General features: G+C 70.8%; 2 protein-coding genes. Both read right to left on the reverse strand.

From position 1 onward, the window contains the following. The coding region (locus AC1VTH_RS08030; RefSeq protein WP_481335646.1) for an ATP-binding cassette domain-containing protein at nt 1-940 on the reverse strand (940 nt) is incomplete at its 3' end. 12 nt (nt 941-952) lie between these two features. Then, nucleotides 953-1,822: an ABC transporter permease gene (locus AC1VTH_RS08035; protein WP_481335644.1), complete on the reverse strand. Its 870-nt coding sequence runs from the start codon at nt 1,820-1,822 to the stop codon at nt 953-955. Nucleotides 1,823-1,943: the final 121 nt, after the last annotated feature.

Below are 1,943 nucleotides of genomic sequence, written 5' to 3' on the forward strand. Positions count from 1 at the left end.
CAGCAAAGCGCTCCACGCTCGTCTCCTCCACCACCGTGCCGCCGCGAAAGACCGCCACGCGGTCGGCCACGCGCAGGGCCAGCTCGATGTCGTGCGTAATGAGCAGCACGCCGCCGCCCGCGCTGGCAAACGATCGCAGGTCGTCGAGGGCGTGGACCGCCAGCTCGAGGTCCAGGCCCGGCGTGGGCTCGTCGGCGATGATGAGCCGAGGGTTCTCCATGAGCGCGCACATCAGCAGCACTCGGCGCGCCATGCCGCCCGACAGCTCGTGCAGGTACATCCGCTCGACCTCGGGCGCAAGCCCATAGGCCGAGAAGAGCTCGCGCTGGCGGCTCATGCGACGGCGCGCGTCCTCGCGACGCTGCGCCCGGGTGGCCCCGCACGGCACGCCGCGGACCTGCTGCCCCACGCGCATGAGCGGATCGAGGCTGCCCACGCCCTGGGGCACGAGTGAGACGCCCCGCCCCTGCAGCGCGGCCAGCCTCCCCGCGTCCATGCGCTCGCCGTCGAACCAGATACGGCCCGTCACCTCGGAGTTTCTCTCGTAGCGGCCCACCAGGGCGTCGGCCAGGACGCTCTTGCCCGAGCCGCTCGCGCCCACCACAGCAAGCACCTCGCCCGCATGGACCGAGAGTGACAGCCCGTGCAGCACCTCGGTGCGCACGCGAGGCGCCGCAAAGTAGGGGGCGCTGGCGTCGTAGAGATCAAACGCCACGGTGAGGTCCTCGACCGACAGCAGGTGGTGGCCGCCCGCGTGATGCGAATGCGCCGCGTGGGTGTGATGGTGGTGGTACTCGCCGTCGGCGTGGTCGCCGCTGCGCCCATGGTTGCAGACGGGCGCGATACGCTCGCCGTCGGCGTGGTCGCACCCGGCGTCACCGTTCTTCTTGGCAGCAGCAGACCCAAGCACCTCAGCATCATCTACCTGCATGTTATTCATCAGCCTCACCACCTACTCCTGCACCGTGCGGGCGCTCGTGAGCGCACGCACGAGCGAGCCCAGGCCCGCAAACGCGAGCACCACGGCAAGCAGCGCCGCGCCCGGCAGCACCGCGAGCCACCAGTAGCCGGCCGAGAGGTACTGCATCGACTCGGACAAAATCACGCCAATCGCCGGCAGCTCGGGCGGCAGGCCAAAGCCCAAAAACGTGATGGACGCCTCGTGCAGGATCGCGTGCGGAAACGCCACCACCGTGCCCACGAGCAGCTGCGGCACCAGGGTCGGCAGCACGTGGCCCCAAGCGATGCGCCAGGCGCTGGCGCCAGACGCGCGCGCCGCCGCAAGCCAGGGCTGCTCGCGCAGTTGCATCACCTCGGCGCGCAGTACGCGCGCAAGGCTCGGCCAGTGCGTGAGCGCCACGCCCACGGCCACGCCCGTGACGCCGCGACCCAGCGCATAGCTGATGGGCAGTAGCAATATGAGGTGCGGCACGCCCATCACCAGGTCGATGAGCCACGAGACGGCCGCATCGGCCGCGCGTCCGCCCAACGCCGCCACGAGGGCCAGGGCGCACGCCACCACGCTCGAGCACGCGGCGGCAACGAGCCCCACCAAGACCGAGGTCGACAGGCCCGCGAGGGTGCGCGCAAACATGTCTCGGCCCATCCAGTCGCAGCCAAAGGGGTGCGCCGGGCTGGGCGCGAGGTTGCGCGCAGCAAAGTCAGTCTGGCTGGCAACATCCCAGAGGGCGCGGCCCGCCACCACGACGAGCGCCAGGGCCACTGCAAGGGCGATGATGCCAAGGAGCGCGCGGCGGCGATTGCCCGCGCCGCGGACGGCGGGCACGTGGAAGGTCGTGAGGCCTGCGGATTCGCTAGGCATGGCGGCTTGCCCTCCCCTCTCGGATGCGCGGGTCGATGACGCCGTACAGAACGTCTGCCAGCAGGTTTCCGCCAAAGACCACCACAGCCGAGACGAGCGCGATGGCCACGAGCAGCGGCGC

The sequence above is a fragment of the Parolsenella sp. genome (assembly GCF_982402205.1).